Source organism: Reyranella sp., from assembly GCF_036558665.1.
Classification (GTDB): Bacteria; Pseudomonadota; Alphaproteobacteria; order Reyranellales; family Reyranellaceae; genus Reyranella.
On sequence record NZ_DATBFE010000004.1, the window covers coordinates 18,915 to 45,472 of the forward strand.

At 65.9% G+C, this 26,558-nt stretch carries 22 protein-coding genes, 1 tRNA gene and 1 pseudogene; 18 read left to right on the plus strand and 6 right to left on the minus strand.

Annotated elements, in window-relative coordinates; translation table 11 throughout:
- Position 1 precedes the first annotated feature (1 nt).
- The gene (locus VH499_RS00645; RefSeq protein ID WP_332050740.1) at positions 2-2,557 is read left to right on the plus strand and encodes a TIGR02302 family protein; all 2,556 of its coding nucleotides are present in this window, start codon (positions 2-4) and stop codon (positions 2,555-2,557) included.
- A gap of 120 nt (positions 2,558-2,677) precedes the next feature.
- Here the strand turns inward: VH499_RS00645 and hpt are convergent, their stop codons facing one another.
- From hpt to VH499_RS26100, 3 genes and pseudogenes are all read right to left on the minus strand, one after another.
- Positions 2,678-3,217 carry a hypoxanthine phosphoribosyltransferase gene (gene hpt, locus VH499_RS00650; protein WP_332050741.1) on the minus strand — a complete coding sequence of 180 codons (540 nt, stop codon included), beginning with the start codon at positions 3,215-3,217 and terminating at the stop codon, positions 2,678-2,680.
- 23 nt (positions 3,218-3,240) lie between these two features.
- Complete coding sequence (locus tag VH499_RS00655; RefSeq protein WP_332050742.1) at positions 3,241-3,885, minus strand: hypothetical protein; 645 nt, start codon at positions 3,883-3,885, stop codon at positions 3,241-3,243.
- A gap of 66 nt (positions 3,886-3,951) precedes the next feature.
- Positions 3,952-4,011, minus strand: a pseudogene (locus VH499_RS26100) (MJ0042-type zinc finger domain-containing protein); the annotation flags it as partial.
- On the opposite strand from VH499_RS26100, the gene VH499_RS00660 reads away from it, so the two are divergent.
- Genes VH499_RS00660 through VH499_RS00675 form a run of 4 tightly spaced genes read left to right on the plus strand, consistent with a single transcriptional unit; the run spans position 4,010 to position 9,933 of the window.
- Positions 4,010-4,837 carry a lysophospholipid acyltransferase family protein gene (locus VH499_RS00660; protein ID WP_332050743.1) on the plus strand — a complete coding sequence of 276 codons (828 nt, stop codon included), beginning with the start codon at positions 4,010-4,012 and terminating at the stop codon, positions 4,835-4,837. The pseudogene VH499_RS26100 and the gene VH499_RS00660 sit on opposite strands and share 2 nt — an antisense overlap.
- Positions 4,838-4,868: 31 nt before the next feature.
- Positions 4,869-7,184, plus strand: a complete 2,316-nt coding sequence (locus VH499_RS00665; protein ID WP_332050744.1) for an adenosylcobalamin-dependent ribonucleoside-diphosphate reductase — start codon at positions 4,869-4,871, stop codon at positions 7,182-7,184.
- A gap of 43 nt (positions 7,185-7,227) precedes the next feature.
- Positions 7,228-8,586: a Do family serine endopeptidase gene (locus tag VH499_RS00670; RefSeq protein ID WP_332050745.1), complete on the plus strand. Its 1,359-nt coding sequence runs from the start codon at positions 7,228-7,230 to the stop codon at positions 8,584-8,586.
- A 36-nt stretch (positions 8,587-8,622) separates the two neighbouring features.
- A complete protein-coding gene (locus VH499_RS00675) occupies positions 8,623-9,933 on the plus strand; it encodes a replication-associated recombination protein A (RefSeq protein ID WP_414709725.1) in 1,311 nt (436 codons plus the stop codon).
- Positions 9,934-9,938: 5 nt separating this feature from the next.
- Here VH499_RS00675 and VH499_RS00680 read toward each other — a convergent pair whose 3' ends face one another.
- Entirely contained in the window at positions 9,939-11,435 is a 1,497-nt protein-coding gene (locus VH499_RS00680) for a L,D-transpeptidase family protein (protein ID WP_332050747.1), read from the minus strand.
- Positions 11,432-12,361, minus strand: coding sequence for a dienelactone hydrolase family protein (locus VH499_RS00685; protein ID WP_332050748.1), 930 nt, complete (start codon positions 12,359-12,361; stop codon positions 11,432-11,434). The genes VH499_RS00680 and VH499_RS00685 overlap by 4 nt, the downstream gene beginning before the upstream one ends.
- Before the next feature lie 35 nt (positions 12,362-12,396).
- Here VH499_RS00685 and VH499_RS00690 point away from each other — a divergent pair, with 35 nt between their 5' ends.
- The 8 genes from VH499_RS00690 (at position 12,397) to VH499_RS00725 (ending at position 21,219) form a co-directional block, all read left to right on the plus strand.
- Entirely contained in the window at positions 12,397-13,413 is a 1,017-nt protein-coding gene (locus VH499_RS00690; RefSeq protein ID WP_332050749.1) for an RluA family pseudouridine synthase, read from the plus strand.
- Between the two features lie 8 nt (positions 13,414-13,421).
- Positions 13,422-15,449 carry an AsmA family protein gene (locus VH499_RS00695; RefSeq protein WP_332050750.1) on the plus strand — a complete coding sequence of 676 codons (2,028 nt, stop codon included), beginning with the start codon at positions 13,422-13,424 and terminating at the stop codon, positions 15,447-15,449.
- Positions 15,450-15,493: 44 nt separating this feature from the next.
- Positions 15,494-16,216, plus strand: a complete 723-nt coding sequence (locus VH499_RS00700; RefSeq protein ID WP_332050751.1) for an ATP12 family chaperone protein — start codon at positions 15,494-15,496, stop codon at positions 16,214-16,216.
- Positions 16,216-17,088 carry a phosphonopyruvate hydrolase gene (locus VH499_RS00705; RefSeq protein WP_332050752.1) on the plus strand — a complete coding sequence of 291 codons (873 nt, stop codon included), beginning with the start codon at positions 16,216-16,218 and terminating at the stop codon, positions 17,086-17,088. The genes VH499_RS00700 and VH499_RS00705 overlap by 1 nt, the downstream gene beginning before the upstream one ends.
- 61 nt (positions 17,089-17,149) lie before the next feature.
- Positions 17,150-18,682, plus strand: a complete 1,533-nt coding sequence (locus VH499_RS00710; protein WP_332050753.1) for an acyl-CoA carboxylase subunit beta — start codon at positions 17,150-17,152, stop codon at positions 18,680-18,682.
- A gap of 20 nt (positions 18,683-18,702) precedes the next feature.
- Positions 18,703-18,897, plus strand: coding sequence for a hypothetical protein (locus VH499_RS00715; protein ID WP_332050754.1), 195 nt, complete (start codon positions 18,703-18,705; stop codon positions 18,895-18,897).
- Positions 18,898-18,977: 80 nt separating this feature from the next.
- A complete protein-coding gene (locus tag VH499_RS00720; RefSeq protein ID WP_332050761.1) occupies positions 18,978-20,930 on the plus strand; it encodes an acetyl/propionyl/methylcrotonyl-CoA carboxylase subunit alpha in 1,953 nt (650 codons plus the stop codon).
- Position 20,931: 1 nt separating this feature from the next.
- Entirely contained in the window at positions 20,932-21,219 is a 288-nt protein-coding gene (locus tag VH499_RS00725) for an acylphosphatase (protein WP_332050755.1), read from the plus strand.
- Here VH499_RS00725 and lipB read toward each other — a convergent pair.
- A complete protein-coding gene (lipB, locus tag VH499_RS00730; RefSeq protein ID WP_332050756.1) occupies positions 21,197-21,874 on the minus strand; it encodes a lipoyl(octanoyl) transferase LipB in 678 nt (225 codons plus the stop codon). The genes VH499_RS00725 and lipB overlap by 23 nt on opposite strands.
- 99 nt (positions 21,875-21,973) lie before the next feature.
- Between lipB and VH499_RS00735 the strand changes: the two genes are divergently transcribed.
- From VH499_RS00735 to VH499_RS00755, 5 genes are all read left to right on the plus strand, one after another.
- Positions 21,974-22,058: transfer RNA gene (locus VH499_RS00735), tRNA-Leu, on the plus strand.
- Positions 22,059-22,142: 84 nt separating this feature from the next.
- Positions 22,143-24,428 carry an NADP-dependent malic enzyme gene (locus VH499_RS00740; RefSeq protein ID WP_332050757.1) on the plus strand — a complete coding sequence of 762 codons (2,286 nt, stop codon included), beginning with the start codon at positions 22,143-22,145 and terminating at the stop codon, positions 24,426-24,428.
- 64 nt (positions 24,429-24,492) lie between these two features.
- The gene (locus VH499_RS00745) at positions 24,493-24,894 is read left to right on the plus strand and encodes a hypothetical protein (protein ID WP_332050758.1); all 402 of its coding nucleotides are present in this window, start codon (positions 24,493-24,495) and stop codon (positions 24,892-24,894) included.
- Between the two features lie 45 nt (positions 24,895-24,939).
- Positions 24,940-26,112, plus strand: coding sequence for an isovaleryl-CoA dehydrogenase (locus VH499_RS00750; protein WP_332050759.1), 1,173 nt, complete (start codon positions 24,940-24,942; stop codon positions 26,110-26,112).
- 77 nt (positions 26,113-26,189) lie between these two features.
- Positions 26,190-26,558, plus strand: a 369-nt coding sequence (locus tag VH499_RS00755) for a TetR/AcrR family transcriptional regulator (protein ID WP_332050760.1), incomplete at its 3' end; no start/stop codon positions are given.

The window sequence follows — 26,558 nt, forward strand, 5'->3', positions numbered from 1 at the left end:
GATGGACGCAAGCCAGACCACCCCGTTCGACGCGCCGGGCCTCGGCCGAAAGCTCGGCTTGGCTTGGGCGGCGCTCGCGTGGGAAAGGCTGTGGCCGCGGTTGATGCCGTTGGCTGCCTTGGTCGTGCTGTTCGTCGCGGCGGCGCATCTTGACCTGTTCGGCGGTCTCGATCCCTGGATCCATACCGGCATCCTCGCCCTCGTCGCCGCTGTCCTGTTGGGCGTCGGTTGGTGGCAGTTCCGTCGATTCCAATGGCCGGCGCGTGATGCCGCCATCCGACGGCTGGAGCTCGACAGCGAGGTGCTGCACCGGCCGCTGGTGGCGGTCCAGGACCAGCTCGCCGCCGGCAGCAGCGACCCGATGGCGTCCGCCCTCTGGCAGGCCCATCGCCGCCGCGAGGCTGCGCGTCTGGCCGGTCTGCACAACAAGCCGGCCCATCCCGGCGTCGCTCGTATCGATCTCTGGGCGCTACGTCTGGTGCCGGTGCTGGCCATGATCGTCGCGCTCGTGTTCGCGGGCGGCTGGCGCGCTGACCGGATAGCGGCCGCCCTGACGCCGGCTTTTCCGCCGCCGCCGCCGGTCGTGGCCAATCTCTGGATTGCGCCGCCCCAATACACCGGTCTGCCACCGATCTATCTCGACATGGCCGACCACGACAAATTGCTGCGCGTGCCGGTGGGCAGCAAGCTCGCAGGCTTCGTCGATGATGTGCGCGGCCGCCATCCGCCCAAGCTCGTAGTCGACGGCAAGGACACCGAGTTCAACACTGTCGGCCAAGGCAAGTACCAGATCGAGCAGACGATCATGGCGGGCAAGGATATCGTGCTCGAGGCGCGCGGCGACGAGCAGGCGCGCTGGAAGCTGCACGTCATTCCCGACCTCGCGCCGACCGTCGAATTCAGCCGCCCGATCGGCGTCGAGAAATGGTCGACCAAGGTCGACTACATTGCGGGGGACGATTTCGGCATCAAGGGCGTTCAGCTCCAGATCCGCCTCGACGGTAGCGTGCTGGGCGCCGACATGCTGACCGATGACGACGAGCCGGAGGTGATGCGCATCGACCTGCCGGTCGGCGGCAGCCCGAAGAAGGTCAGCGACAGCTTCGTGCGCGATCTGACGAGCAGTCCGTGGGCCGGGCTCAAGGTCCGTGTCATGCTGTTCGCGACCGATGCGCTCGGCCAGAAGGGCCGAAGCTCGGTTGAAAGCTTCCTGCTGCCCGAACGTGTCTTCAATGATCCGACAGCGCGCGCTCTGATCGTGCTGCGCAAGCAGCTCACGCGCGATCCCAAGGCGCTGCGTCTGGATGTGGCCGATGGCATGCGGATGATCCAGAACCGTCCGGAGACTTATCGCCAGGATCCGATCGTGCAGCTCGGCCTGCGGTTGGGGGCGGCGCGGCTCGAACAGAGTGGCGACAAGCCGGTAATTGTCGATACGCAGAAGCTGTTGTGGGACCTCGCGCTCAGGCTGGAAGAAGGTTCCATGACGGACGCCCAGCGCCAGCTCGAGCAGGCACGCCAGAACTTGCGCGATGCGATCCAGCGCCACGCCGGTGATGAAGAGATCGAGCGTCTGATCCAGCAGCTCTACGACTCGATGGCACGCTGGCAGAAGGAGCTCGCCGACAAGATGCAGGATCCGGAAGAGCGCCGGAAGATGATGGAGGAGGCCGAGAAGGCCGATCCCAACAACGTAATTACAGGTGACGACCTGCAGCGCATGCTCGACAGAATTCGCGAGATGGCCAAGAACGGCCAGCGCGAGGAAGCCAAGCGCCTGCTCGAAGAGCTGCGCAAGATGATGCAGAACGCGACGCCCATGCTCGCCAATCCCAACCAGCAGCGGCAGCCGGGCCAACAGCGCGGTCAGCAGGGGCAGGGCAGTCAGCAGGGCCGCGAGATGATGAACCAGCTCGACCGCCTGTCGCGCCGGCAGAATCAGCTTCTCGGAGAGTCGGAGCGTGAGGGCCGCCAGCAGCAGCAAGGGCAGCGCGGCCAGCAGGGCCAGCGCGGTCAACAGGGACAGCAGGGCCAGCAAGGCCAGGGTCAGCAGGGCCAGGGTCAATGGGGCGAGCAGCAGGGCCGCGATCAGCAAGGCCTGCGCAACCAGCTCGGTGACTACATGCGCCGGCTCGACGAGAACGGCATGCCGATGCCCGAGTCGCTCGGCCGCGCCGAGCGATCGATGCGCGAGGCGGAGGAAGCATTGCGTCGCGGTGATCCGCGCGATGCTTCGCGTGCCCAGCGCCGCGCCCTCGACAACCTGCAGCAGGGCATGGGCGATCTCGCCGAGCAACTTCGCCAACGCGGCCCTGGTAACGGTCAGGATCGTGCCGAGATCGAGGATCGCGAGAAGAAGAGCGAGGATCGCGACCCGCTGGGACGTTCCGATGGCAACTACGGCGACTCCGTCGACACCGGCCAGGACAAGGTGCCGCTTGAGCTGGATCGCCAGAAGAGCCGCGAAATCCTCGACGAGCTACGGCGTCGGGCAGGCGATATGGGCCGCCCCAAGGAAGAACTCGACTACATCGAACGGCTGATGAAGATCTACTGACGACGTTCGGGCGTCGTACTTCACCGGCTCATTTCGTCTTCCTCTTCGCTGCCGGCTGTCCGGCTGCTGAACGGTGCTCCGGAGCGACGCGCGGTCACGTCGATCGCTCGCGCCGGGGCGCTATCTGGGCTTCTCCACGACGCCGATATAGGGAAGGCCGCGAAAGCGATGGGCCCAGTCGAGGCCATAGCCGACGAGGAACTCGTCGCCTGCTTCAAAGCCGACAAAGTCGGCATTGAGGTCGGCGCGGCGCTTGTGCGGCTTGTCGAGCAGCGTGCAGATCCAGACACGATGCGCACCGCGCTCCTTCAGGAGGTTGCGGGCAAAGCTCAGCGTCAGGCCCGATTCCAGGATGTCGTCGATCAGGAGCACGTCGCGTCCACGCACGTCGTCGACGATGTCACGCACGACCCGCACCTTGCCGCTCGTCTCGGTGCCGCTGCCGTAGCTCGACAGGGTGAGGAAATCCATGGCCCAGTCCGCCCCGGCATGGCTCAGCGCCCGGATGAGATCGGCGGCGAAGACGAAACTGCCCCTGAGCACCGAAACGACGAGCGTGTCGGGCGGCAGCTTGTGCGCCAGATCGGCCGCCATGGTCTCGACGCGGGCCGCAATCTCGGCTGCGGAGAAACGGATGCTGACCGGTGGGCGATCAACCATGCCGCGCTCGGTGGCTGACCGCACTATTCAACCGACGGCACGATGTCGGTTGCGCCGGCCGGCGGGTTGTCCAGCGTCTGGCTGAAGCTCAGCCGATCACCGGCCGCGATGGGCCCCAGCACCAGCGGATAGGTGTGGGTGCCCAGTACCTCGTCGCCCTTCTTGTAAGTGACAATCAGCTTGGTGATGGACCCAGCACGGCCGCCGGTGTTTGCAATCTCCCCGCGCACGACGTACCGGCCATCGACGAGCTCGATCTTGCTCATGGCAAGATCCACTTTGAGCTGCGCCGGTGCCACGGGCGCCTCCAGCTTGGGGATGGCCTTTGGAGATGGCGAAGCGGACGCCTCGTCGGTACCCGGGACAGCTGGATCGGTCGATTTTGCGCTCGGGACCTGGTCCGCCGCGCCAGAGCCGCGGGCGATGCGCCATTCGGAGAACCGAAGCTCGCTGGGCAAGCGGGCGGCGATCCTGTCGGCATATCCCAACAGCAGGTCGCGGTGCAGGTAGGTCGCAATCCCCGCGGCGGCAACCACCAGAACGACAAGGGCCGCGACTGCAAGGCGGCGGCCCCAGCCCGGGTCGGCCCGGGTCGGGACGGGTACGGGAAGGGCCGCCGGGCTGGCCGTCGTCGCTTGGGGCCGGATCACCATGTCGGGCGCCGGCATGGGCCCCTCGACACGCTGGAACCAACGATGGCTGCATCGCGCACATTGGACGGTCCGGCCGGTCGATCCGATCGCCAAGGGGTCGACGGCGTACCGCGCTCTGCAATTTGAACAGGTGACGATCATGGACGAGAGCGGCTTTTCCGCACCAGAAGATGTGCTTGCGAGCAGACACTATGCCACTAAAAGTGCCCTTACAAGCATGTCCGGCCCCGCTCTCTGGTTACGCTCGCTCTGTTTCAACGTCGGCTGGTATGCCGGCAGCGTGTTGATCGCGCTGGGCGGTGCTCCGATCCTGCTTCTGCCGCGCCGCGCTGTCGTCGTTTGGGCGCAGGTGTGGATTACTTTCATCCTGTGGTGGCTGCGCGTCACCTGCCGGCTCAGTCATCGGGTCCTCGGACGCGAAAACTTGCCCGAGGGGCCGGTCATCATCGCCTGCAAGCATCAATCCACGTGGGAGACGCTCGCCTTCACGCTGCTGTTTTCCGACATTGCAATCGTGCTGAAACGCGAACTGCTGTTCATTCCGGTGATCGGCTGGGCGATGGCGCGCGCCGGAAACATAGCCGTCTCACGCGGTGAAGGCGCGAGCGCGCTGCGCCGACTGGTTCGCCAGGCCAAGGCCGTCGTCGCCGATGGCCGGTCGATCGTGATCTTTCCCGAAGGCACGCGCGTCGCTCCCGGCGGCCAGAAACCGTACCAGGCAGGCACCGCCGCGCTCTATCGGCAGCTCGGTCTACCGGTGGTGCCGGTTGCGCTCGATTCCGGCGTGTTCTGGGGCCGGCGGGAGTTCGTCAAGCGGCCGGGCGTCATTACGATGGAGGTGCTTCCGCCGATCCCGCCTGGTCTCGGTCGCGGGCCATTCATGGCCTTGCTGCGCGAGCACATCGAGACGGCAACGGCACGACTGGTGGATAACGCCGAGAAGACGGGAACGAAAAAAGAACATTGATATCGCCATTTGCGGCGCTTACGTTTCAACAATGGATTGGGCTCCGGTCTCCCAGCGCATCTGGGACATGAAATATCGATTTCGCGATCCTTCGGGGGCGGCCGACGCGGATCTGGAGGCAACCTGGCGGCGCGTAGCACGAGCTTTGGCGGCACCCGAGCGCGAATCGCAGCTATGGGCGGCCCGCTTCGAGGAAGCGCTCTCGGGCTTCAAGTTCCTCCCGGCGGGACGGGTGATCGCGGGCGCCGGGACGGGCCGCACGGTAACGCTGTTCAATTGCTTCGTGATGGGCGCGATTCCCGACGACATGTCGGGCATCTTCGAAAACGTTCGCGAGGCCGCCCTCACGATGCAGCAGGGCGGTGGCATCGGGCATGATTTCTCGACCCTGCGCCCCTTGGGAGCGCCCGTGAAGGGGGTCGGCGCGGACGCCTCGGGTCCCCTGTCCTTCATGGATGTATGGGATGCGATGTGCCGCACCATCATGAGCGCAGGGTCGCGTCGCGGCGCCATGATGGCCACGCTGCGCTGCGATCATCCGGACGTCGAAGCCTTCGTCGATGCCAAGCGCGATCCGGCGCGGCTGCGGATGTTCAACGTCTCGGTGCTGGTCACCGACGCCTTCATGAAGGCCGTGAAAGACGATGCCGACTGGGATCTCGTTTTCGGCGGCAAGGTCTACAGGACGGTCAAGGCGCGCGGGCTGTGGGAGCGCATCATGCGCGCCACCTACGACTGCGCCGAGCCGGGCGTGATCTTCATCGACCGCGTCAATCGCCGCAACAACCTGCACTATTGCGAAACCATCCAGGCCACCAATCCCTGCGGCGAGCAGCCGCTGCCGCCCTACGGTGCCTGCCTGCTGGGCTCGATCAATCTTGCCGCACTGGTGAAGGACCCGTTCGCCTCGGGCGCACGGCTCGACATCGAGGCGCTGGAACAACTGGTTCCGCTTGCCGTGCGCATGCTGGACAACGTAATCGACGTCTCGCGCTTCCCGCTGCCCCAGCAGGAAAACGAAGCCAAGGCCAAGCGGCGCATCGGCCTCGGCGTCACCGGTCTGGCCGATGCGCTGATTTTCTGTGGCGTGCGTTACGGATCGAAGCGCGCGATCGAGCTGAGCCGCGAATGGCTGGCGGCGGTGCAGCGTCTCTCCTACCTCGCTTCGGCCGACCTTGCGGCGGAGAAGGGGAGCTTCCCGCTGTTCGACCGTGCACGCTACCTCGGCGGAGAGACGACCAAGGCTCTGCCGGAGGACGTGCGCTCGGCAATCGGGCGCTACGGCATTCGCAATGCGCTTCTGAACTCGATCGCGCCGACGGGCACGATCTCGCTTTTGGCGGACAATGTTTCCTCCGGCATCGAGCCGGTATTTGCGTTCCGCCATGTCCGCCATGTGCTGCAGCCGGATGGATCCCGGCGCGAGGAGGGCGTCGAGGATCACGCCTATCGCCGCTGGCGCGCGTTGAAGGGCGCAGTCGAGCCGCCAGCCGACATTTTCGTCGATGCCCAGACGCTGTCGCCGGCCGATCATCTCGCGATGCAGGCGGCGGCACAGGACTTCGTCGACAGCTCGATCTCCAAGACCATCAATCTGCCGCGCGACATCTCCTTCGAGGCCTTCAAGCACGTCTACGAGGAAGCCTATGCCCAAGGCTGCAAGGGCTGCACGACCTACCGGCCCAACGACGTTACGGGCGCGGTGCTCGAGGTGAAGCCGGTTGCCGAGCTGGTGCGCGGCGTGATTACGCCGGCGGCGGTGGCGGCGCGCGAGGGCGAGGTGGTCTATATTGCCCAGCCGCTCGACCGGCCAGCGGACCTGCCCGGTAGAACCTACAAGATCAAATGGCCGGGCAGCGATCACGCCATCTACATCACCATCAACGACGTGATGCAGGACGGCCGCCGCCGGCCGTTCGAGATCTTCATCAACTCCAAGAACATGGAGCATTATGCCTGGACGGTCGCGCTGACGCGCATGATCTCGGCCGTGTTCCGCCGCGGCGGCGATGTCTCGTTCGTGGTCGAGGAGCTGAAGGCCGTGTTCGACCCGCGGGGCGGCCAATGGATGGAGGGTCGCTACGTGCCGTCCCTGCTGGCGGCCATCGGCGGGGTGATCGAGCGTCATCTGATCGAAATCGGCTTCCTGAGCGCAGCGGACGCCCCGCGCCTGGCGCAGGCGGAGGAGCCTCGGCTGGCATTGGCTGTCGGCGTCCGCGAGCCGGGCGAAGGGTCGGCAGGCGCGCCGCCAGGACTGGGCCAGTGCCCCAATTGCGGGGCGGCCGCACTGACCCATCAGGAAGGCTGTGACATCTGCCTCAATTGCGGCTATTCGCGCTGCGGCTAAGTCCGGGTGAATGCCCGGCAGGTGAAGTGAAGAGGTAAGGTGGATGTTTCGGCGGACGATGGTGGCGGCGGTGGGCGTGGCCGTATGTTTGACGGGGTTTGCGGAGGCGCAGCCTCTGCCAGGCAGCCGAAGCGACCTGGAATTTTCCTATGCGCCGCTCGTGAAGCGCGTCTCTCCGGCGGTGGTGAACATCTACACCGCGACGACGATGCGCGTGCAGCGTCGCCTCCCGTTTCCGTTTCCCGGCATGTCACAGGACGGTTCGCGGGTGCAGAATTCCCTGGGGTCGGGCGTGCTGGTCAAGCCGGACGGCCTGATCGTCACGAATGCCCATGTGGTGCGCGGCGCCGACCAGATCCGGGTGGTTCTCGCAGACCGGCGCGAGTTCGAGGCGAAGCTGATGACCCAGGACGATCGCTATGATCTTGCCCTGCTTCGCATCCATGGCGAGGGCGAAAAGTTCCCGTTCCTTGAGCTGCGCGATTCCGACTCGATCGAGGTGGGCGATATCGTGCTGGCAATCGGCAATCCGTTCGGCCTCAACCAGACCGTGACCAGCGGCATCGTCTCGGCCGTGGCACGCTCGGCGGGCGGTGTCAACGATTCGAGCTTCTTCCTGCAGACCGATGCCGCGATCAATCCCGGCAACTCTGGCGGCGCGCTGGTCAGTCTCGACGGGCGGTTGATCGGCATCAATACGGCGATCTACTCGCAGAGCGGCGGCTCGGTCGGCATCGGCTTTGCGACGCCCTCGAACATCGTCGCGCGCGTGATCGCGACGGGCGAGAAAGGCGGGCGGATCGTGCGCCCCTGGCTCGGCATTTCGATGCAGCGGGTAACGCCCGATCTCGCGGCCGGCCTCAACCTGCCCAGGCCGGCGGGTCTGGTGGTCAAGGACGTGTTCCCCAAGGGACCCGGCGAGCGTGCCGGCCTCAAGCGCAACGACGTCATCGTCGGCTTGCGTGACCAGACGATCGACGACGAGGCGAGCCTGCGGTTCCGCCTCGCCACGCTGAGCGTCGGTGAGACTGTGCCCCTGCACATCATTCGCGGCGGCAAGGAGATGACGCTGCAGGTGCCGTTGATGGCCCCGCCGGAGGACCCGCCGCGCGACCGTTCCGTGCTGGACGGTCGCCAGCCCCTGAGCGGAGCGACCGTTGTCAACCTGTCGCCCGCCGTCGCGGAGGAGATGGGTTTGATCGAGTGGCGGCCGGGCGTTGCCGTGACAGAGGTCCAGCAGGGCTCCTATGCCGCCCGCTTCATCAAGCCCGGCGACATGGTGATTGCGGTCAACGGCAAGGAAGTGCACAGCGTCGCCGAGCTCAAGGGGCGGATCGCGAGCGGCGTGGCGAGCCTCAGTCTCGGCCGTGAAGGTATGGTTTCGACTATCCAGTTCCGTTAGCGCCGGTACCTCGGCAGTGGCGCTGCCGATGCCCATATGGGCAAGATGCCCGCCAAACCTATGCCCGAACTGTTCGCGTCTCTCGCCCCGACGCCGCTCGCGGAACGCCTGCGGCCGAAGAAGCTTGGCGACATCCTGGGCCAGGATCATCTGCTGGGTCCCGAAGGACCGCTCGGCCGCATGCTGGCGGCGCGCAAGCTCGCGTCGCTGATCCTGTGGGGGCCGCCGGGCTGCGGCAAGACCACCGTCGCGCGGCTGCTCGCCGAGGCGACCGATCTGCACTTCGAGCCGCTGTCGGCGGTCTTCTCCGGCGTCGCCGACCTGCGCAAGGTCTTCGAGGCGGCGCGACAGCGGCGCCGCGATGGCAAGGGGACGCTGCTGTTCGTCGACGAGATCCATCGCTTCAATCGCGCCCAGCAGGATGGATTCCTTCCCTATGTCGAGGACGGCACCGTGACGCTGGTCGGCGCCACGACCGAGAATCCGTCCTTTGAGCTCAATGCGGCGCTGCTCTCGCGTTGCCAGGTCCTGGTGCTGCGCCGTCTCGACGACACGGCGCTTTCGGTCCTGCTTGGGCGCACGGAAACCGCCCTCGGCCGCAAGCTGCCGATCGACGAGAGGGGACGGGAGGCGCTGTTCGCGATGGCCGATGGCGATGGCCGCTACCTGATTACCCTCGCCGAACAGCTCGGCGACCTCGAGGAAGAGGGACCCGTTCCGGCGCAGCGGCTCGCGGTGCTCCTGCAAAAGCGCGCGCCCCTCTACGACAAGGCGCAGGAGGCGCACTACAACCTGATCAGCGCGCTCCACAAGTCGTTGCGTGGCTCGGATGTCGACGCCGCCCTCTATTGGTTCGCGCGCATGCTCGACGGCGGCGAGGACCCGAAATACATTGCCCGCCGGCTGGTGCGCTTCGCGGTCGAGGATGTCGGCATGGCCGATCCCAATGCGCTCACCCACACCCTCGCCGCCTGGGATACCTATGATCGCCTCGGATCACCCGAAGGCGAGCTCGCGATCGCCCAGGCGGTGATCTACCTCGGCACGGCGCCCAAATCGAATTCCGGCTACATCGCGTTCGGCGCCGCCAAGCGGGCTGCCAAGGAACATGGCTCGCTCACACCGCCGATGCACATCCTCAACGCCCCGACGCGTCTCATGAAGGAGATCGGGTACGGGAAAGGTTACGAGTACGACCACAATGTCGAGGACGGCTTCTCCGGCCAGAACTATTTCCCCGACGGCATGGCGCGCGAGGAGTTCTATCAGCCGGTCGAACGCGGCTTCGAGCGCGAGATCCTGAAGCGTCTCGAATACTGGAAGAAGCTGCGCGAGAAGAAGCGCTGACCGCTTCAGCTCCGCGGCTGGCCCATGGCCTGCACGACGCGCCGGTCGCGACCGTAGATGTCGTCACGGAAAGTGACCTCACCATCGGCATTGGCGGTCACAGTCCGATAGGTGACGTAGAGCCTGACCGGCTCGGGGAAGGTGTAGCTCACCTGCTGGCCGCCATCGATGGCCGCTCGCACCCTTTCCTTGTCGAAGCCGCCCCGGCCGCCGAATACCTTTTCGACGAACTCGAGCGGATTCTGCAGACGGATACAACCGTGGCTGAAGTTGCGGCTGCCCTCCGCGAACAGCGCGCGCGTCGCGGTGTCGTGCATGTAGATCCCGTACCTGTTCGAGAACGGGAAGAAGATGTAGCCCAGCGCGTTGCCGACGCCGGGGTCCTGGCGGATGCGGTACGGGAAGGCTTTGGGATCGACCGCGTTCCAGTCGACCGTGTCCGGATCGATCTCGCTGTCGTCGTCGCTCCAGCTTTCGAAGATCCTGAAGCCGCCAGCAGCGAGGGCGTGCGGGTCGCGGCGCAATATCGGCAGGTATTCCTCGCCCGAGATCGACTGTGGTACCGTCCAGTAGGGGTTGGTCTGGAAACCGTACATGGTCGACGCGATCTCGGGTGTGGGATTCTTGGGCGTGCCGACGATCACCAGGCTGCGGAACACGGGCTGGCCGCCATCGACGAACACCATGGAATAGTCGGCGGCATTCACCAATACATAGCGGTTGCCGAGATCCGCCGGCAGCCAGCGGCGGCGCTCCAGATTGGCGACCACCTGATCGATGCGGTCATCGAGGCTCGTGTTGAGCGATCGCGTCGTCTTGGCGCCGATGACGCCATCGACCGTCAAGCCCTTGGCCGCCTGATAGTCCTTGACGACGACGGCGAGCGCATCGTCGTAGAGCTCGGCGACCGCACTCGGCGCCGGCACCGTCATTTCAAGCTCGGCCAGGCGTTGGCGCAGCATCGGCACACGGGGGTCGATCATGCCCGGTTTCAGCGCGTCGCCGTACGGCAGCGAGGTAAAGGTGGCGGCGGTGGCCCGCTTCTGGCGGAGCGTCGCCAGCGTCTTCTGGAGGGCCGGATAGTCGCCCTTGGGCGGCAGCGAGGCGAGCCACGTCGGGAAATCGCCGGCATCCGCCGCTTCCTTCAGGAGCCCGGCGCGGTCGATCCTGCGCTGCTGGATGTCGATATCCCTGTCGATACTGTTGGCGCGCACACGGCCTGTGGAAATGTCGCTGGCGTAGGTGACGAACGCATCGCTCAGAAGCTGTTCGGCCCGGTCCCTGTCGGCACCCGGTTCGAGTGCCTTTTCCAGATCGGCGATCCGGTACCATTCCGGCTTCAGCCCATGATCCCCGGCGGCGCGGATGGCCGTGAGCAGTGCCTGCGCGCGAGCTTCGGCGGCGTGCGATCCCGTCCACAAGCGGTCGCTGGCGAAGCTGGCCGCCGCCGTAAGGGGGGCGAGAAGAGCCAGCAGACCGATGACAACGAAAGCGCGTCTCACAACCCATTTATAGCTTTGACGCGCGGAGTCGTCCATTGAGGCGCAAAGCCTTCGGCCGCGAGAAAGTCGAGCAAATCCGCGGTTGCGCGTTGCTTCAATGCAACACTGCCACCGCCGGCCCGAGCGCCGCGCGTGACGCAGTGACGGCGCGCCCAGGCCTGATATTCCGGCTCGCTGAAGGTGCGACCGACGGCCGGCACGAAATGACGCCCATCGTCCTCGATGAAGTTGCGGCAGCACGACCAGTTCTCGGCATCCTTGATGTCGAATACCTCGCCAACCGACTCCCAGCCGTGATGGGCACCACCATAGACCTTTACCTTGATGCGGCGATTGCCCGCTGCGCGCATGCGCTCGGCGTATTCGATCGCGAGCGGCGCGGGCGTATAATCATCGCGGCCGGCCAACATGAGGTACATCGGCCGGCCATGGGTCGTCGGATCGCGATGCTGGGCGGTGGCACCGGGACAAATGGCGATATGAAGGTTGAACAGATGGGCAAAACCGTTGCGCCAGCGTTGACGTACCGCGATCGCGGTGTTGAGCGTAGCCCCGCCGCCCTTCGAGACGCCCATCACGCCAATCCGATCAGGATCGATCCGGGAGTCGGAGCGCAGCAGGGCGAGCGCGGCCAGCGCGTCGCCCTCCATCTGCGCCGCCGACACCAGCGTTTGATCGGCGACTGTCCGGCGCACGCCGCGGCCGGTGAAGCTGTCGATGATCAAGGCAGCAGTGCCCGCCTCGTTCAGGGCCTGGGCATAGTGGTGCTCGCGATGGCGTTGAACGCCCGCACTGCTGGTCAAAATGACCATGCAGGGGAAGGGCCTTGCGCCGCTCGGCGGCAGATGGAGCGTCGCCGTCACGCTGGCCGGCCGGCAGGCCGTCGGATGGTCGAAGGTCAGCGTCTCAAAGGCCATCGATTCCATGGACCATGTTTAGCTTGTCCCGTAGGTTGCGCGCCATGACCGACAGTCCTGCTCGCAGCGCAGCCTGGGCCAGTCCGCACCGCCAGGTTCAGATGCGCGCCGTCTCGCTTGACGAGGCCGGTTTGCGGCTGGACCGCTGGTTTCAGCGGCATTTTCCCGACTTGGGTCACGGCGCCCTGCAGAAGCTGCTGCGCACGGGCCAGGTGCGGGTCGACGGCAAGCGTGCCGAGGCGAAGGATCGGATCGAGCCCGGCCAGACCGTGCGCCTGCCGCCCGGTGTCAGCGCCTCGCCGACTGCCCCCAAGGAACCGCCCAAGATGTCGGAACGCGACGCGGCGGAGGTCCGGCGAATGGTGATCCATCGCGATGCCGACGTGATCGCGCTCGATAAGCCACCGGGCCTCGCTGTTCAGGGCGGCAGCGGCACCGGGCGGCATGTGGATGGCATGCTTGATGCCTTGCGTTTCGACAATGACGAGCGGCCGCGACTGGTCCATCGGCTGGACAAGGATACGTCCGGCCTGCTGCTGGTGGCGCGTACTGCGCAGGCGGCAAAGCGGTTGGCCGAGTCCTTTCGCGATCGCCGGGCGGAGAAGCTTTATTGGGCGGTGGTCGTGGGCGTTCCGCCGCGCGCCGAAGGGACGATCGATCTGCCGCTCGCCAAGCGCCCCGGCGCGCGCGATCGCGAGACGGTGCAGGTCGACCACGACCAGGGGCAAAGGGCCTTGACACGGTTCCGCGTGCTCGATCGGGCCGGCAGACGGGCGGCGCTGCTGGCGCTCTGGCCGCGCACCGGCCGCACTCACCAGCTGCGGGTTCATTGCGCGGCGATCGGCTGCCCCATCCTGGGCGATCGCAAGTACGGCGGCGAGGAAGCCCTGTTGTCCGCCGTTGCCGACTCGCGCCGCCTCCATCTGCATGCGCGGCGCATCACCCTGCCGCATCCTTCCGGCAAGGGAGAGCTCGTCCTCGAGGCCGAACCGCCGCCTCACTTCCGCCGTACCGTCGAGGCAATTGGGTTCTCGACCGGGTCCTCGACCTCGGGCGATTGAGCGGGAACTTGGCAATACGCATTCCCTGGCGACGGATCGCCTGGATTACGATCATCAGCGTGCCGCTTGCTGCCCTCGGTGCTGTCGTTTGGGGCAGCACGCGCGACTTGTCGCGCTATGAAGGGCGGCTGGCCGAGCGCATTCACAGGGTCACCGGCCGCGAGATCAAGACCAAGGCGCCGCTCTCGATCCGGATCGGTCGGGAGCCGGCATTGGTGGCCGAAGGAGTGACCCTCAGCAACGCACCGTGGGGATCACGACCCGATCTCGCACAGGTCCGCAAGATAACGATGTACCTCGATCCCTTCGCCCTCTTCCTGGGCGAGGTCAGAGTGGGGCGCGTGCTGCTCGAGGGGGCGGATATTCTGGTCGAGCACAACGAGGTGGGTGACACCAATCTCGAAATGCTGCCGCCTCCCGATGGGTCGGGGCCGAGGCCCTATGACAATCGTTCGTTGCAGCTCAAGCAGAATCCGGCCTTTCCCTGGATCGCAACCATCGAGGTGCGCGATTCGGTGCTGACCATCGTCGAAAGCCCGGGGCGCTCGCCGCTGGTTCTGAACGTCGCGGACGCGACCTTCAAGGCCTCGGGCCCGGGACAGGCGCTGCAGATGCAGGCCCGGATTGGAGCGCCGCAAGCTGCCGCATTCGATATCTCCGGGACGATCGGCACGTTCGACGGCTGGATGCGTGGCGTGCCCGGCAACATCGACGTGCAAGGCGGCCTCGGCGACGGCCGTATTGCCGTCAAAGGAACTGTCGGCGCGCAGAAGGGCACGAACCTCGAGATCGCCGGAGAAGGCAATGATTTTGCCGTCCTCGGGCCATACCTTCGCCTGCCGTTGCCGAGCGGCGGCCCCTATGCCTTCACCGCCAAGACCTTCAGACTCCGCAGCAGTTTCAAGGTCGAGGTTCCATCGCTGAAGATCGGCAACAGCGAACTGACGGGCGAGGCCATGTTCAGGGTATCCCGCAGCGGGACGCCCTATCTGACGGTCGACGTCGACGCGAACAAGATCGACCTCGCCGGACTGCATGCACCGCCCCCGGAGGCCTCGCAGGCGGAGGGGCAGGCATCGCACGGCCGCAAATTTTTCCCGACCGGAGCGTTCTCGGCACGCTGGCTCGGCCGATCGCAGTTGACAGTGGCCGCTCGGGTCGGCGAGGTCACCGGGCTTTCCAGCAAGGTCCAGAATGGCTCCCTCACCCTCAGCTCCGGCGAGAAGCGCTTCACCTTCCGTGGTGCGGCTTCGATCGGCAACGGCTCCGCGGGGTTCGACCTGGTCTACGATCCGGCAGGGCGGCTCGGTTTGACAACCCTCACGGGAACAGCCAGCCACGTGGCGTTCGGCGATCTCGCGGCATTGCTGGGGCTCGATCTCGGCCTCAAGGACATGGTGGGCGACATCGACTTGCGGCTGCGTGCCCCGGGGCGCGCGGCGCACGACGCGTTGAACGCCGCCAGCGGCACGATCGAGATCTCGGCAGGCAAGGGAAGCTGGCCGCGCGAGTCGCTGGCTGGTTGGCCGCCCGAGACGCAGCGCCTGCTCGGTGCCAATGACAGTGGCGTATCCTTCAATTGCCTGGCCGGCAGCTTCGAAGTCAAAGCCGGTGTCGCCAACCTCCGTCGCCTCGTGGTCGACACGCCGCGCGCCATCATGATCGGCGGCGGTTACGTCTCGTTCCGCAACGAGGGTTGGGAATTCATTCTTGCGCCCGAGGCGCGCGATGCCCACGGCGCGAGCCTCGCCTCGCCGCTCAGGATCAAGGGCGGTACGGCGCGTGAGACGACGGGCGCACTCGAGCCCGGTCTTGCCAAGTTGCTGATCGGTGCCGGCCCCGTGCCGAGCCTCTCCGGTACGCTCGCCCAGATCGCGCGGCAACCGAACGTCAATGCCTGCGCGCTGATGGCTCCGCGCATCGACGGCATGCGGCCCGGGCTCCGGGCGCAGCTGCCGACGCCAACGGTCGAGCAGCGCGAACGGGCCAATCGCAAGCCGCATCCGACCGCCAACCGCGGGCGAAGCCATCACTGAGCAGCGCTTGTCGTCCGGCCCGTGCTGCGTATAAGCCCGTCGCGATGAAGCGGTTCTACGAACGGACCGGCGTCGAGCCGGCTGAAGACGGCTGGCACATCCTTCTGGATGGGCGGCCGATGCGTACGCCGGCGAAGATGGGCCTGCTGGTGCCGACGCGCGTGCTCGCCGAGGCGATCGCAAAGGAATGGGGCGAGGTGCCCGAGAAGGCCGACATCAACGTCACCCACTTGCCGCTGACGCGGCTCGCTGCCACCGGCATTGACCGCGTCGCGAACCAGCGCGCGCGCGTGATAGAAGACACAGCCAAGTACGCGCAGTCCGATCTCCTCTGCTACCGAGCGACCGATCCGGCGACCCTGGTCAAGCGCCAGCGCGATACCTGGCAGCCTCTGCTCGACTGGGCGGCCGGACGTTACGGCGCCCGGCTCGTCGTGGGTTCCGGCACGAGTTTCGTGACCCAGCCGGCCGACGCCGTGGCAGCCTTGCGGGCCGCGGTCGCGGCGCACAGCGATATGGCATTGTCGGCGCTGTACAATCTCACCCACATCGCGGGTTCGATCGTCATTGCGCTGGCAGTGGCTGAGCGACATCTGTCGGCCGGGCAGGCGTTCGAGGCCGCCCAACTGGACGAGCTCTACCAGATCGAGCGGTGGGGCGAGGATCCGATCGCCACCCAACGCCTCAACGGCATCAGGAAGGATATCGACGCGGCGGCGCGCTTCCTGGCGCTGCTGGAAGACACACGTCTGGGAGGAGAAGGATGATGGGCGCTGGCACGACGTTCCGCCAGGTTCTGGCAGACAAAGGGTTGGTCGAAGCCATGGCGGCGCACAGTCCGCTGTCGGCGATGCTGGCGGCCGAGGCCGGCTTCGATGCCATCTGGGCGTCGGGCTTCGAGCTCTCGGCGATGTACGGCGTGCCCGACGTCAGCATCGTGTCGATGACCCAGCATCTCGATATGACCCGCGCCATGGCGGATCGCGCGGGCATTCCGGTCGTCGCCGACATCGACACGGGTTTCGGAAATGCCATCAACGTGCTCCATGCCGTCGAGCAATACGAGCGCGCTGGCGCGGCAGCGATCGTGATGGAGGACAAGAGCTTCCCCAAGGTCACGAGTCTGATAGCGGACGGCCGTCAGGATCTGGTCCGCATCGAGGAGTTCCAGGGCAAGATCGACGCCGCTCGTGGGGCACGGCGCGACAGGGATTTCGTGATCGTGGCCCGCACCGAATCGCTGATTGCAGGACTGGGCCAGGATGAGGCACTGAAGCGGGCGCGCGCCTACGAGGCCGCCGGCGCCGACATGATCCTCGTCCACTCCAAGCAGAAGACACCCGACGAGATCGAGGCCTTCGTGCAGGCCTGGGACGGCAAGGCGCCGATCGCGCTCGTGCCGACCGCCTATCCACAGATGACGGTGGCGCGCGTGCGCGAGCTGAAAAAGATCGGTCTACTGATCTGGGGCAACCATGCGGTGCGCGCTTCTGTCGGCGCGATGCGCCGGACCTTCGCCCGGATCCGCCGAGATGGCGGCATCCACGGCGTGGAAGCGGAGATCGCCACTGTCGAGGACGTGTTCGAATTGCAGGGCATGGGCAAGGTGAAGGACAACGAGAAGCGATTCCTGCGCTAGACCTGCCTGTCTTTTTGGCCGAAAAGAAACGACGAGGGCCATAGAAGGCCGGAGTTTCTGAATGCAGAAGATGTTGGAAGAACTCGAACGGCGCCGGACGGCGGCGCGGCTGGGCGGAGGGAAACGGCGCGTCGAGGCGCAGCATGCCAAAGGGAAGCTGACCGCGCGCGAGCGCATCGACGTGCTGCTCGATCCCGGCTCGTTCGAGGAATACGACATGTTCGTCGAGCACCGCTCCATCGACTTCGGCATGGAAGATCAGAAGATTCCGGGCGATGGCGTGGTCACCGGTCATGGCACGATCAATGGCCGGCTGGTGTACGTCTTCAGCCAGGACTTCACGGTTTTCGGCGGCGCGTTGTCGGGCATGCATGCCGCCAAGATCTGCAAGATCATGGATATGGCCATGAAGGTCGGCGCGCCGGTGCTCGGCCTCAACGACTCGGGTGGCGCGCGCATCCAGGAGGGTGTCGATTCGCTCGCGGGCTATGCCGACGTGTTTCAGCGGAACGTGCTCGCCTCGGGCGTGATTCCGCAAATCTCGATGGTGATGGGGCCCTGCGCCGGCGGCGCGGTCTATTCGCCGGCGATGACCGACTTCATCTTCATGGTGAAGGACAGCTCCTACATGTTCGTCACCGGGCCTGACGTGGTGAAGACCGTGACCCACGAGGCGGTGACCCAGGAGGAGCTGGGCGGGGCGCTCACCCATACACAGAAGTCAGGGGTATCGGATCTCGCCTTCGAGAACGACGTCGAGGCGCTGCTGCAGTTGCGCCGCTTCGTCGATTTCCTGCCAGCCAGCAATCGCGCGAAGCCACCGATCAGGCCGACGAAGGATCCGTCCGATCGTGACGATTTCTCGCTCGACACGCTAGTGCCGGACAATCCCAACAAGCCTTACGACATCAAGGAACTGATCCTGAAGGTGGCCGACGAAGGCGACTTCTTCGAGCTCTCTCCTGAATGGGCCGGCAATCTCGTCGTCGGTTTCGGCCGCATGGCGGGGCGGACGGTGGGCTTCGTCGCCAACCAGCCGATGGTTCTGGCCGGCTGCCTCGACATCGACTCCTCGCGCAAGGGCGCGCGCTTCGTACGTTTCTGCGACGCGTTTAATATCCCGATCGTGACCTTCGTCGACGTGCCGGGCTTCCTGCCGGGTACGACGCAGGAGTTCGGCGGCATCATCAAGCACGGCGCCAAGCTGCTCTATGCCTATGCAGAGGCGACGGTGCCCAAGGTCACGGTGATCACCCGCAAAGCCTATGGCGGCGCCTATGACGTCATGGCCTCCAAGCACCTGCGCGGCGACCTCAACTACGCCTGGCCCGGCGCCGAGATCGCCGTGATGGGGGCCAAAGGCGCGGTCGAGATCATCTTCCGCTCCGATATCGGCGATGCCGACAAGATTGCGGCCCGCACCGAGGAGTATCGCGAGAAGTTCGCCAATCCGTTCGTCGCCGCGAATCGCGGCTTCATCGATGACGTGATCATGCCGCACGGCACGCGCCGGCGGATTTGCCGGGCGCTCGCCACGCTCGAGCACAAGATGCTGGAGAATCCCTGGCGCAAGCACGGAAACCCGCCGCTGTGAGCCTGCCGCCGGAAGAACGAATGCGGCGGACGCGATCGGTGCGGCTGCATGTGATCGCCGCGCTGCTGGGTCTCCTGGTGCTGATCGCGCTCAACGCGCTCTTCAGCAGCCGCTATCCTTGGTGGCTGTGGGTCCTCATGGCCTGGATGCCGCTGATCGCCGGGCACACCGCCTGGGCCATGGGCCTGTTCGACCGAAATAGCGAAGGAAAGTGAGCATGGCTGCCAGGAAGAGGGCGACGAAGAAGCCGATGCGCGAGGGGAAGGCGGCTGCGGACACACGCTCGGCGGGCAAGCTGTTCGACAAGATCCTGATCGCCAACCGGGGCGAGATCGCCTGCCGTGTCATCCGCACCTGTCGGCGGCTCGGCATCAAGACCGTCGCCGTCTATTCGGAGGCGGACGCCGACGCGCTGCATGTGCGCGAGGCGGATGAAAAGGTCTTCATCGGCCCGCCGCCGGCCACGCAATCCTATCTTTTGATCGACAGGATCGTCGAAGCCTGCAAGCAGACCGGCGCCGATGCCGTGCATCCGGGCTACGGCTTCCTGTCGGAGAAAGAGGCCTTCCAGAAGGCGCTCGTCACAGCGGGCATCACCTTCATCGGTCCGGATGCGCATGCGATCTACGCCATGGGCGACAAGATCGAATCCAAGAAGCTGGCGCAGGCGGCGGGTGTCAGCACTGTGCCGGGCCACCTCGCGGCGATCCCCAACGCCGACGAGGCGGTGAAGATCGCCCGGAAGATCGGCTATCCGGTGATGATCAAGGCTTCGGCTGGCGGCGGCGGCAAGGGCATGCGCATCGCCTACAACGACGGCGAGGCCAAGGAAGGGTTCGTTTCGGCCACCAACGAAGCCAAGTCGTCGTTCGCCGACGATCGCGTGTTCGTCGAAAAGTACGTCGAGGAGCCGCGCCACATCGAGATCCAGCTCATCGCCGACGGTCACGGCAACTGTCTCTATTTGTGGGAGCGCGAATGTTCGATCCAGCGCCGCCACCAGAAGGTGATCGAGGAGGCGCCGAGCCCGTTCCTCGACACCAGGACGCGCAAGGCGATGGGCGAGCAGGCGGTGGCACTCGCCAAGGCGGTGAAATACAAGAGCGCCGGCACGGTCGAGTTCATCGTCGACAAGAACCGCAATTTCTATTTTCTCGAGATGAACACCCGCCTGCAGGTCGAGCATCCGGTGACGGAGCTGATCACGGGCCTCGATCTCGTAGAGCTCATGATCCGGGTCGCGGCAGGCGAGAAACTGCCTTTGCAGCAGAAAGACGTGAAGCTCGACGGCTGGGCCATGGAGGCGCGCCTTTACGCCGAGGATCCGTTCCGCAACTTCCTGCCTTCGACCGGCCGCCTGGTGAAGTATCGCGAGCCCCAGCCCGGCGCCGACGTACGCGTCGATACCGGTGTCTACGAGGGCGGCGAGATCTCGATGTTCTACGATCCGATGATTGCCAAGCTCTGCTCCTATGGCAAAACGCGCGACAAGGCGATCGAACGCATGCGCCGGGCACTCGACGAATTCTATGTCCGGGGAGTCTCCCACAACGTGCCGTTTCTGGCGGCGTTGATGGCGCATCCGCGTTTTGCGGCTGGCAAGCTCACCACCAATTTCATCGCCGAGGAGTTCAGGGGCGGTTTTTCGACGGCGCATCTGCCGCCGCGCGACCCGGTGATCCTCGCCGCCGTGGCGGCAGTTGCGGACCGGATCCAGGCACATCGCACGGGTTCCGTACAGGACAAGTGCGTCGTCATGCTCAATCGCGCACCGACGGACGTCGCGATCACCGGCAACGTTCCACAGTTCGTGGTCGAGACCGGCAAGCGGCGACTCGAAGTCGAGACCCAGTGGTCTCCCGGCGAGCCGCTGTTGCGCGCGACCGTCGATCGCCAGACCGTCGTCGTTCAGGTCGATACGGCGGGATCGGGCTGGCGGTTGATCCACGCCGGCGGCCAGGCAGAGGCCCTGGTGCTCACGCCGCGGCAGGCCGAACTCTATGCTCTGATGCCGCTCAAGGCCGCGCCCGACACTTCGAAGTTCCTGCTTTCGCCCATGCCCGGATTGTTGGCCTCGGTCGCCGTTGCCGAAGGGCAGGAAGTGAAGGCCGGCGAGGCGCTGGCAGTCGTCGAGGCCATGAAGATGGAGAATGTGCTTCGCGCCGCACAGGACGGCATGGTCAAGACTCTGCACGCCAAACCTGGCGACAGCCTGAAGGTCGACCAGAAGATCGTCGAGTTCGCTTGAGATGACGATGGCGCTGCAGGCGCGGCTCACCATCACGGGAAGGGTGCAGGGCGTAGGCTATCGCGACTGGGTGGTGGCCACCGGCCGGCGGCTTGGCCTCACCGGATGGGTGCGCAATCGCGGCGACGGCTCGGTCGAGGCCCTGATCGTGGGCGAGGAAACCGCCGTCGGTGTCATGATCGATGCCTGCCGGCATGGTCCGCCGCTTGCACGTGTGGACGCGATCGACATCGACCCGGTCGATCTCGACATTCTGCCCGAAGGCTTCACGCAGCGGCCGACGACCTGACCGTATCAAAGACCTCGTGGAACGTCTCGGCCAGGGCGAGATCGAGATCGGCCATCGTTACCGGCAGGCCGAGGTCGACCAGTGAGGTGACACCATGCCCCGCGATGCCGCAGGGCACGATGCCGGTGTAGTGCGACAGGTCCGGCTCGACATTGATCGAGAGGCCGTGGAACGAGATCCAGTGGCGGATGCGAATGCCAATCGCCGCGATCTTGTCCTCGCGCAGGCTGCCGTCGGGAAGGGGCGGCTTGTCGGACCGCACGACCCAGACGCCGACCCGTCCGGCGCGCCGTTCGGCCGTGACGCCGAAACGGGCAAGGCTGCGAATGGTCCATTCTTCGAGACCGAATACGAACCGCCGCACGTCCTGCCGTCGCGCCCTGAGATCGAGGATCGTATAGACGACGCGCTGGCCGGGACCGTGATAGGTGTACTGACCGCCACGGCCGGCGACATGCACCGGAAAACGCCCCGGCTCGAGCAGGTCGGCGGCCTTGGCGCTGGTACCGGCCGTGTAGAGGGGCGGGTGCTCCAACAGCCACAAGAGTTCGCGCGCCTGCCCGGCCCGAATGTCGGCAACGCGGGCCTCCATGGCAGCCAATGCCTCCGCGTAGGCGACGGGGCCGTCCGATATGCGCCATTCGGGCTGGTTCATTGTGGAAGAATCGGCATTCACGCCGCTCGATGCAAGCCGCCAGCACCTGTCTTGCCACTGCGGGGGCTATTTGGTATCCCCCCGCCGCATCGACCCGGCGCGGCCATGGCGGAATTGGTAGACGCGCTAGCTTGAGGTGCTAGTGCCGAAAGGCGTGGAAGTTCGAGTCTTCTTGGCCGCACCAAACTCGCCGGTTCGATCGAAAAGGTAGCTCTTGAGCCGCCGCCTTCCGGCGGCCCTTTTTGTTGCGCGGGAGCAGGGGACGAGCTTGGCGGACGAACTCAGCGACGGCGCGCTCCGTTACCATCGCCTTCCCCGACCGGGCAAAATCGAAGTCGTCCCGACCAAGCCGCTGGCCACCCAGCGCGACCTGTCGTTGGCCTATTCGCCCGGCGTCGCCGCCGCCTGCAACGAGATCGTGCGCGATCCTGCGACCGTCGCCGAGCTCACGGCCCGCAGCAACCTCGTGGCGGTCGTCACCAACGGCACCGCCGTACTCGGTCTGGGAGCCATCGGGCCGCTTGCCGCCAAGCCGGTCATGGAAGGCAAGGGCGTGCTGTTCAAGAAGTTCGCCGGCATCGACGTCTTCGACATCGAGCTCGCCGAGCTCGACCAGGAAAAGCTGGTCGATATCGTTGCGGCGCTGGAACCCACCTTCGGCGGCATCAATCTCGAGGACATCAAGGCGCCGGAATGCTTCTACGTCGAGCAGAAGCTGCGTGAGCGCATGGCCATCCCGGTCTTCCACGACGACCAGCACGGTACGGCGATCATCGTCGGCGCCGCGGTGCTGAACGGGCTGTCATTGGTCGGCAAGGACATCTCCAGGGTGAAGCTCGTCGTCTCCGGCGCGGGCGCGGCCGCGCTCTCCTGCCTCGCCATCCTCGAGAAGCTCGGCCTGCCGCGCGAGAACATGTGGGTGACCGACATCGCCGGCGTTGTCTGGAAGGGCCGTAACGAGCTGATGGACCCCTGGAAGGAGCGCTATGCCCGCGACACGGAGGCGCGAACGCTGGGCGAAGTGATCGGAGGTGCGGATATCTTCCTCGGTCTCTCGGCGGCGAACGTGCTGAAGGGCGAGATGGTGGCGCGCATGGCATCCGCGCCCCTGATCCTGGCGCTCGCCAATCCCAACCCCGAGATCAGGCCCGAGGCGGTGGCGGCAGTACGCGACGATGCCATCATGGCGACCGGCCGCAGCGACTATCCGAACCAGGTCAACAACGTCCTCTGCTTTCCCTACATCTTCCGCGGTGCGCTCGATGCCGGTGCGACGACTGTCAACGACGAGATGAAGATCGCCTGCGTCCGCGCGCTGGCCGAGCTCGCGCGCAAGGAGCCGTCGGAGGTCGTGGCGCGCGCCTTCGGCGACGCGGGCGGCGGCGGCTTCGGTCCGAACCAGATCATTCCCAAACCGTTCGATCCGCGCCTGATCGTGGAGCTGGCGCCCGCCGTCGCGCGCGCCGCGATGGAGTCGGGCGTGGCCACGCGGCCGATCGCCGATTTCGATGTCTATCGCCAGCAGCTCAGCCAGTTCGTCTTCAAGTCGGGCCTTGCCATGCGCCCCGTCTTCGAGCAGGCGAGGAGCGCGCCCAAGCGTGTGATCTTCAGCGCCGGCGAGGACGATCGCGTCCTGCGGGCGACGCAGATCATGCTCGACGAACGGATCGCGGTGCCGGTCCTGATCGGCCGGCCCGAGGTTGTTCATCGTCGCGCCGAGCGGCTTGGTTTGCGCTTCAAGCCCGGCACCGACGTCGAGCTCATCGATCCCGCGAGCGACCCGCGCTACGACCGCTACTGGAGCGCCTATCACGCTTTGATGCAACGGCGGGGCGTCACCGAGCCCACGGCGCGCAACCTCGTGCGGTCGAGCCCGACCCTGATCGCCGCTCTGGCGGTGCGTCTGGGCGACGCCGATGCCATGATCGCGGGTGCCTACGGCCGCTTCCGCACGCACTTCAATCACGTGCGACAGGTGATTGGCACCCGGGAGGGCGTGCGCCACATGGCCGGCCTCAGCCTGCTGGTGATGCCGACGCGCTCGCTGTTCATTGCCGACACTTACGTGAACGACGATCCCGATCCCGAAACCCTGGCCGACATCACGCTCCTGGCCGCCGACGAGGTGCTGCGCTTCGGCGTCCAACCCAAGGTGGCGCTGCTCTCCCACTCGCTGTTCGGAAGTTCCGACCATCCGTCGGCGCGCAAGATGGCGGAGGCGGTGCAGATCCTGCACCGGCGCGTGCCCTCGCTCGAGGTCGACGGCGAGATGCACGGCGATGCGGCGCTCGATCCCGATATCCGGCACAACGTCTTTCCCAATTCGCGCCTGAAGGACGCGGCGAACCTGGTGATCTGCCCCACCCTGGATGCAGCGAACATCGCGTTCAACCTGCTCAAGACCGCGGCCGACGGGCTGCATATCGGGCCGATGCTGCTCGGCACGGCGCAGCCGGCGCATGTGCTCACGCCATCGGTCACAGCCCGCGGCATCCTCAACATGACCGCGCTGTCCGTGGTCGAGGCGCAGCGCATCGCCGAGGCGCACGACTGAGCCTGCAACCGCGCCTTCGCTTCGCGGGGAGGGCGCGCTATCGTCTCCGACGGGAGGAACGTCCATGCGCGCCATGGCCGCAGTCGTCGGAGTCCTCGGGATGCTGCTCGCCGCGTCCGGCGTGCACGCACAGAACAAGGTCCCGGGCGAGCGTTCGCTCGAGGCGCTGGTGAAGGCGACGCTGCTCAGCTGGAACGATGCCAACGTGACCGGCAACTACACCGTCTTCCACGCCAAGCTGTCCAAGCCCTTTCGCGAGCAGTTCCCGCCCGACCGGCTGAAGCAGATCTTCAAGAAGTTTGCCGACAAGGACATCGATATCGCTGTCGTCGCGGCAATGAGGCCGACCTACGATCCCGCACCGGCCGTCGACGGCGACGGCAAGCTGGTAGTGAACGGTTACTTCCCGACCGAGCCATTGCGTGTGATCTTTGCGCTGGAATTCATCCCGTCCGACGGAAGCTGATCAGCATCAACGTCAAGACCGACAATCCATCGTAGGAACCACAACATGATCCCCAATGCCATGCCGCCGTTCGATTTCGGCCTGGGCGAGACTGCAGACGCGCTGCGCGACCAGGTCCAGCGCTTTGCCGCGGAAGAGGTGGCGCCGATCGCGGCGGAGATCGACAAGACCGACCGCTTCCCGCGCGAACTGTGGCCCCGGATGGGCGAACTCGGCCTGCACGGCATCACGGTCGAGGAGGAATATGGCGGGGCCGGGCTCGGCTATCTCGAGCACGTGGTCGCGGTCGAGGAATTGAGCCGCGCCTCGGCGGCGGTGGGCCTCAGTTACGGTGCGCACTCCAATCTCTGCGTCAACCAGATCCGCCGCAACGGCAATGGCGAGCAGAAGAGGCGCTTTCTGCCCAAGCTGGTCTCGGGCGAGCATGTCGGGAGCCTCGCCATGAGCGAGTCCGGAGCGGGCTCCGATGTGGTCTCGATGAAGTTGCGTGCCGACAGGAAGGGCGACCGCTATGTGCTGAACGGCACGAAAATGTGGATCACCAACAGCCCCGATGCGCAGGTAATCGTGGTCTATGCCAAGACCGATCCCGCGGCCGGCCCGCGCGGCATCACAGCCTTCATCGTCGAGACCGACCGCAAAGGCTTCAAGGTCGCCCAGAAGCTCGACAAGATGGGCATGCGCGGCTCCTCGACCGGCGAGCTGGTGTTCGAGGATTGCGAGATTCCGGCCGAGAACGTGCTGGGCCAGGTCGGCAAGGGCGTGAACGTGCTGATGAGCGGGCTCGACTACGAGCGCGCCGTGCTGGCGGCGGGGCCGCTCGGCATCATGCAGGCGGCGATGGACGTCGTCGTGCCCTATGTCCACGAGCGCAAGCAGTTCGGGCAGGCGATCGGCGAGTTCCAGCTGGTGCAGGGCAAGCTCGCCGACATGTACACCACCATGAACGCCTGCAAGGCCTATGTGTACGCCGTCGCCAAGGCCTGCGACCGCGGCCAGACCACGCGCAAGGATTCCGCCGGCGCCATCCTCTACGCCGCCGAGAAGGCGACGCTGGTGGCGCTCGACGCCATCCAGCTGCTGGGCGGCAACGGCTACATCAACGACTATCCGACCGGCCGCCTGCTGCGCGACGCCAAGCTCTACGAGATCGGCGCCGGCACCAGCGAGATCCGCCGCATGCTGATCGGCCGCGAGCTGTTCGCGGAAACGGCTTGAGTCTTCTTCCCGAAGCGAAGCTTGGGGAGGAGGGTTTGACCTAAGCCAACTTTACGTACACACTGTGTACGCAAACCATGCCTCGTTATCTCACCGACCAGGACATCGCCGACTTCCGCGCCGAGCTGTGCAAGGTCGCGACCGAACGTTTCGCCCGCTTCGGCTACGAGGGCGTCACCATGCGCCAGCTTGCCGAGGCGCTGGGCTGCAGCCCCAAGACCCCCTATCGCTACTTCAAGGACAAGGCCGACATCCTGGCCACCGTGCGGGCGCAGGCCTTCACCCGGTTCGCCGACGCGCTCGAGAAGGTGGCGAACGCCGACCCGGCCGAGCGCGGCCGTGCAGTCGGCGAGGCCTATCTCGCCTTCGCGCTCAAGAACCCGCACGCCTATCGCATCATGTTCGAGATCGACGCGCCGGTCGACGAGAAGCATCCCGAGCTCGGA

What these genes read in the sequence shown, in the direction of transcription:
- VH499_RS00670 (WP_332050745.1), top strand. Translation starts at nt 7,228, where the DNA reads ATGTTTCGGCGGACGATGGTGGCGGCGGTGGGCGTGGCCGTATGTTTG.
- VH499_RS00655 (WP_332050742.1), bottom strand. Translation starts at nt 3,885, where the DNA reads ATGCCGGCGCCCGACATGGTGATCCGGCCCCAAGCGACGACGGCCAGC.
- VH499_RS00665 (WP_332050744.1), top strand. Translation starts at nt 4,869, where the DNA reads ATGGATTGGGCTCCGGTCTCCCAGCGCATCTGGGACATGAAATATCGA.
- VH499_RS00685 (WP_332050748.1), bottom strand. Translation starts at nt 12,361, where the DNA reads ATGGAATCGATGGCCTTTGAGACGCTGACCTTCGACCATCCGACGGCC.
- VH499_RS00690 (WP_332050749.1), top strand. Translation starts at nt 12,397, where the DNA reads ATGACCGACAGTCCTGCTCGCAGCGCAGCCTGGGCCAGTCCGCACCGC.
- VH499_RS00725 (WP_332050755.1), top strand. Translation starts at nt 20,932, where the DNA reads ATGACGATGGCGCTGCAGGCGCGGCTCACCATCACGGGAAGGGTGCAG.
- VH499_RS00745 (WP_332050758.1), top strand. Translation starts at nt 24,493, where the DNA reads ATGCGCGCCATGGCCGCAGTCGTCGGAGTCCTCGGGATGCTGCTCGCC.
- lipB (WP_332050756.1), bottom strand. Translation starts at nt 21,874, where the DNA reads ATGAACCAGCCCGAATGGCGCATATCGGACGGCCCCGTCGCCTACGCG.
- VH499_RS00700 (WP_332050751.1), top strand. Translation starts at nt 15,494, where the DNA reads ATGAAGCGGTTCTACGAACGGACCGGCGTCGAGCCGGCTGAAGACGGC.
- VH499_RS00675 (WP_414709725.1), top strand. Translation starts at nt 8,623, where the DNA reads ATGGGCAAGATGCCCGCCAAACCTATGCCCGAACTGTTCGCGTCTCTC.
- hpt (WP_332050741.1), bottom strand. Translation starts at nt 3,217, where the DNA reads ATGGTTGATCGCCCACCGGTCAGCATCCGTTTCTCCGCAGCCGAGATT.
- VH499_RS00660 (WP_332050743.1), top strand. Translation starts at nt 4,010, where the DNA reads ATGGACGAGAGCGGCTTTTCCGCACCAGAAGATGTGCTTGCGAGCAGA.
- VH499_RS00705 (WP_332050752.1), top strand. Translation starts at nt 16,216, where the DNA reads ATGGGCGCTGGCACGACGTTCCGCCAGGTTCTGGCAGACAAAGGGTTG.
- VH499_RS00645 (WP_332050740.1), top strand. Translation starts at nt 2, where the DNA reads ATGGACGCAAGCCAGACCACCCCGTTCGACGCGCCGGGCCTCGGCCGA.
- VH499_RS00750 (WP_332050759.1), top strand. Translation starts at nt 24,940, where the DNA reads ATGATCCCCAATGCCATGCCGCCGTTCGATTTCGGCCTGGGCGAGACT.
- VH499_RS00715 (WP_332050754.1), top strand. Translation starts at nt 18,703, where the DNA reads ATGCGGCGGACGCGATCGGTGCGGCTGCATGTGATCGCCGCGCTGCTG.
- VH499_RS00710 (WP_332050753.1), top strand. Translation starts at nt 17,150, where the DNA reads ATGCAGAAGATGTTGGAAGAACTCGAACGGCGCCGGACGGCGGCGCGG.